Origin of the sequence: Gandjariella thermophila (assembly GCF_005405885.1) — a bacterium.
GTDB lineage: Bacteria > Actinomycetota > Actinomycetes > Mycobacteriales > Pseudonocardiaceae > Gandjariella > Gandjariella thermophila.
The window spans coordinates 1-3,931 of the sequence record NZ_BJFL01000085.1; the positions used below are offsets into that span (position 1 = coordinate 1).

General features: G+C 61.7%; 3 protein-coding genes and 1 pseudogene. 1 reads left to right on the top strand and 3 read right to left on the bottom strand.

Going from position 1 to position 3,931, the window contains the following annotated elements:
* Window positions 1–99: pseudogene (locus FFT21_RS28135) on the top strand (IS5/IS1182 family transposase); the annotation flags it as partial.
* Between the two features lie 463 nt (window positions 100–562).
* Here FFT21_RS28135 and FFT21_RS30860 read toward each other — a convergent pair.
* Genes FFT21_RS30860 through FFT21_RS28150 form a run of 3 tightly spaced genes read right to left on the bottom strand, consistent with a single transcriptional unit; the run spans window position 563 to window position 3,219 of the window.
* Window positions 563–976 (bottom strand): helix-turn-helix domain-containing protein, encoded by a 414-nt coding sequence (locus FFT21_RS30860; RefSeq protein WP_137816933.1) that lies wholly within the window; start codon window positions 974–976, stop codon window positions 563–565.
* Window positions 977–1,012: 36 nt separating this feature from the next.
* Window positions 1,013–2,344 (bottom strand): MFS transporter, encoded by a 1,332-nt coding sequence (locus FFT21_RS28145; RefSeq protein WP_137816934.1) that lies wholly within the window; start codon window positions 2,342–2,344, stop codon window positions 1,013–1,015.
* Window positions 2,260–3,219 carry a hypothetical protein gene (locus FFT21_RS28150; protein WP_137816935.1) on the bottom strand — a complete coding sequence of 320 codons (960 nt, stop codon included), beginning with the start codon at window positions 3,217–3,219 and terminating at the stop codon, window positions 2,260–2,262. The genes FFT21_RS28145 and FFT21_RS28150 overlap by 85 nt, the downstream gene beginning before the upstream one ends.
* Between the last annotated feature and the right edge of the window lie 712 nt (window positions 3,220–3,931).

Consider the following 3,931-nt stretch of genomic DNA (forward strand, 5'->3'; position numbering starts at 1 on the left):
TTCTTCGACCTCGCCGACGCGATCATCACAGTCCGTAGCCTCATCCGACGGGCCTGGACCACTCACCGCTGGGACACAAGACCCGCTCGACGCCCGTAACACTCACCAATCTGCGCGGCCTCTTACTCGGTGATGCGGACCTGGACGCCGGATGCGAGGCGTCTGTGCGATTCCTATCCTGCCGAGTCTGGTCCGGCTTGTCGGCAGGGACGTCTTCGAACAACGAGATAGGCCGGTCCGCACGGCCGGCAGCTCCGGGCGAGGCGTGGCGCACTTGCTGCCGCGGTGCGGCGTCCTCGCGCGGTGGGTCGAGCGCCCGTTTGGCGGCTGAGACGCGGAGCTTGCCCATGGCGGCGTCGCGCGTGTCGTCCACGCGGCGCTGCACGCCGGGCAGCATCCCGCGAACGCGACTGGCCAGGACCGCATCGCCACGAATCGTGCGCCAGACCTCGTGATCGGGTGGCAGGTTCGCCATCACCAGCGCATGTACCCGATCAAGCAGGTCTTCCCCCGCGGCATCCCGCCATGCCAACATCCGCGCAGTTGTCCACTCCGTCATCGATCACCTCGGTGCATTCCGGGACACACCCCTCGCAGGACGTGGGTCTCGATTTTTCTGGTCGATCTCGTTCCGATCCAAGCTGAGCACATGCTCATGCAGGCCCGAGACCCTGCCCGACCACCAGCGACGGCGTCTGGACGTGACCGGTCGACGGGGTGCGGGTGGCTCCCCTGGCCACGCGCGGGCCGGACGACCGGACCACCACCATCGGCGTCGCACCGCCAGCGCCTGGCGACCATCCCGGCGATACGCCCGCCACCAACTGCCCACCGAGCGCTCGCAGACCCGAAACACCTGCGCCGCCCGCCGATAACCGCTGACCTGCCCAGACTCCAACGCCGCCACCACCCGCAGCCGCAGCACCTCCCGCTGCGCCCGGGACAACCGACGTGCACCACCCTCACCCTCGACCACCCGTGATCATCATACCGGCAAGTGATCACTTTCGATTCAGTACGATTCTCCCGCTGGTTCGTTTTCGACCTCTGCGATTGCTTGTTTGATCGCTGCGGGACGCATCTGCCGCATAACCCCTAGTGAAAGTACGAGCACGGCGACGGCTGCCGCCAGGTAGACCGTGCGAACACTTGTCCAGTGGGCCAGTAGGCCGGCTGCGAGTGCACCGATTGGTATCGCCAGACCGAAGGACAGGAACTGGTTCACGCTCCCCACACGGCCGAGGTAGTTGCGAGGAACGAGTCGTTGCCGCAGAGAGATCATTTGTACGTTTGCCAGAATTCCGAGAAAGGCGTTGGATGCCAGCGCGGCACCCAGCATGACCGGTTGTCTCGTCCATGCCATCACGAAGAACAACGGACACGTCAGTGCGATGGCGGGCCACAATATGTATGGCACTCCGAGCCGATCGCCGATACGTGGTGAGAGCATCCCGCCGATGAACCCGCCCACGCCGCCAGCGGTGAGCAGCAGGCCATAGGCGTTTTTAGAAATACCAAGGTCGTCAACGGCGAGCAATACGAGAAGGGACTGGCTTGCGCTCTGGGTGAAATTGACCAGGGTGACCACGATTGCGAAAGAGCGGATCAAGGGGTGGCGCCATAGCCAACTGATTCCTGCTCGCACATCGTGCAGTAGAGACTTTCGTTTACCCTGCGGCTGGTGCGTTTCTTGATTCTTGACAGTGCCAACGAGCATAGAGCCAACAGCGAAGCTGATTGAGTCTGCGATGAATGGGACCATTCTACTGATCCCGAACAGCCAGCTTCCTATGGTTGGGCCGAGAAAGTTGGAGCCCACCATTCGGACGGTGAAAAGTCGGCTGTTGGCGCGCGAGAGGTGTTCGGCAGGAACGAGATCTGGTAGAAATCCCTGAGACGCGCTGTCGAAGAGTGTTTCGCCGATGCCGAGACCGACTGCGACAACGTATACCATGGTGAGTGTGTCGGCGTGTAGGAATATCAGTGCAGCTAGGGCGAGCACTACCGTTGCTCTCGCGGCGTCGACCACGATGATGAGGGTTCGACGTCGGTAGCGGTCGGCGATCGCACCGCTGAACAGGGCGACAAATATCCACGGCAGGCGGTTGGCAATTGCGACGCCACTTACGGCGACGGGGTCGGAGGTGATTGTCACGACCAGCAGCGGAAGGGCCGCTAGGCGTACGCCGTCACCCAGTGAAGACACTGCCGCCGACCCGAGTACGGCGTTGAAGTTGCGGTATTTTGACAAGGGTAGGTTCACAGCGGACGGGGACGTAGGCATCGTTGTGGTTCTCCTATCGCTAGCCATCGGGATGTCCATGGCCCCAAGCCTCGTTGCCATGGTCCGTGCCAAGTTCCGAGGTCGAGAAGATCGGTTAGGTCGTTGAGTATGACAGCACGAGGACGCTGTGTGGATCCGGCTGGGTCACGGAGTTCTAAGGCGACCAGTGCGTCGCGGCCATCGTGGCCGGCTGCGAGACATCTGCCATCCATGACTACCGTGCCCGGAGGTAAGGCTTCGTCGGGTGGTTCGTCCGCAGCGACCAGCAGGTCGCGGATGTGCGCGCCGGCGATTCCGGCGTGGCCTGTCTGAGGTTGTCCTTCTGTCCATGCCTGTCGCCGTTCTGTTGGCTTGGTGAGCAGCCTGTTGTGGTGGGCAAAGATGGTGGGCGTTCGCGGGTGTCCGTCCAAGTCGATGCCGCCTCCCCAGGCCGGGTCGAGCAGGCGTACGTGAGGCCATTTACGCAGGGTGCCACGACCTGTCAAACCGTTCATGATTGGTTCCAGGAACAGCTGTGAGAGGACTATTGGAGGGATGAGCCAGCAGGAAGAGTGATGGCGAGGCATGTTGGCCTTGGCAGGGGGTGCGCCGGTTGGCGCTCTGGCCAGTGGCCGGTTGGCAATGGCGAAGTCGGTCCAGCGGTTCTCGATGGTATGGGAGAGTGTGCTGGCGGATCCTCTGTCGATACGATATTCGATGGTTTGGCGCTCGTTGCCGAATTCGGCAAGCCACGGAAGCGTACGCATACAATCTGGATTTGGGATTTCTTCGATTGCCGATCGAATGTTCGTGACGGGCGCGCTGGATACTGTTGTATTTTTACGGCCGCGTGCTGCGTCGAGCACGGCTTGGGTGATGAGCGTGTTGAGGTCGACATGTTCGTCGGCGTGCACCAGTGCGGCGACACCGAGGCGCGACTGAACCACCACGCTCACCCTGGTTGCTTTGTACCGGTGCTCGTGATGCACTGTCGCGCCTCGTGCTATTATCTTTTTCTCGGTGTATGCGGTGAGTCGTAGCACTTCCCAAGAGTATGTCATTGTTTCTTCTCCAGCGTCACGCCGGCGAAGAGCATGGGTGGGCATAAGGTCGTCGACGGTAGGGGGTCACCGTGCTTGATGCAGACTCCGGTAGTCGCGGTGGCTGGCGGGAACTCGTGGCTGTCGAGGAATGTGCACTGAGTGCGCAGATCGTCGTGTCCGAAGACGATTCGAAAAGGGGGAACTCTTGTGCTCTTCGACGGTTGCACAAGTTCGGCGACCGCGACGTCTAACACGGCCCGGCCGTGGAAGTATTGCGCTCCGCGCACGAGGATGCAACGAACGAAATGATCCGGCAGGGTGATGTGTTCTGTCTTCCTGGGTGTGTCGATGGTGAGGTTTGGTAGCCGCGGCCTGGGGAGGTGGCCGTGCGGGCTGGCCCAGGCGTGCCCGCTGGCGGGGTCTGTTTGTGTTGATACTGCGATACGGTCGCGTATCGTCGACTGAACCACCCCGTCGTCTATCACGGCTTGGTGCTCGACTGCAATACCGCTAAGTTAGACGTCGTGGTGGTATTGTTGACGTGTGGCTCGCGCTGGTCAGATAAAGAATCCGGGTGACGGTCGGTCGACTGTCCGGTTGACCGACCGGATTTCGCTGGGTGTGT

What these genes read in the sequence shown, in the direction of transcription:
- FFT21_RS28145 (WP_137816934.1), bottom strand. Translation starts at nt 2,344, where the DNA reads ATGGCAACGAGGCTTGGGGCCATGGACATCCCGATGGCTAGCGATAGG.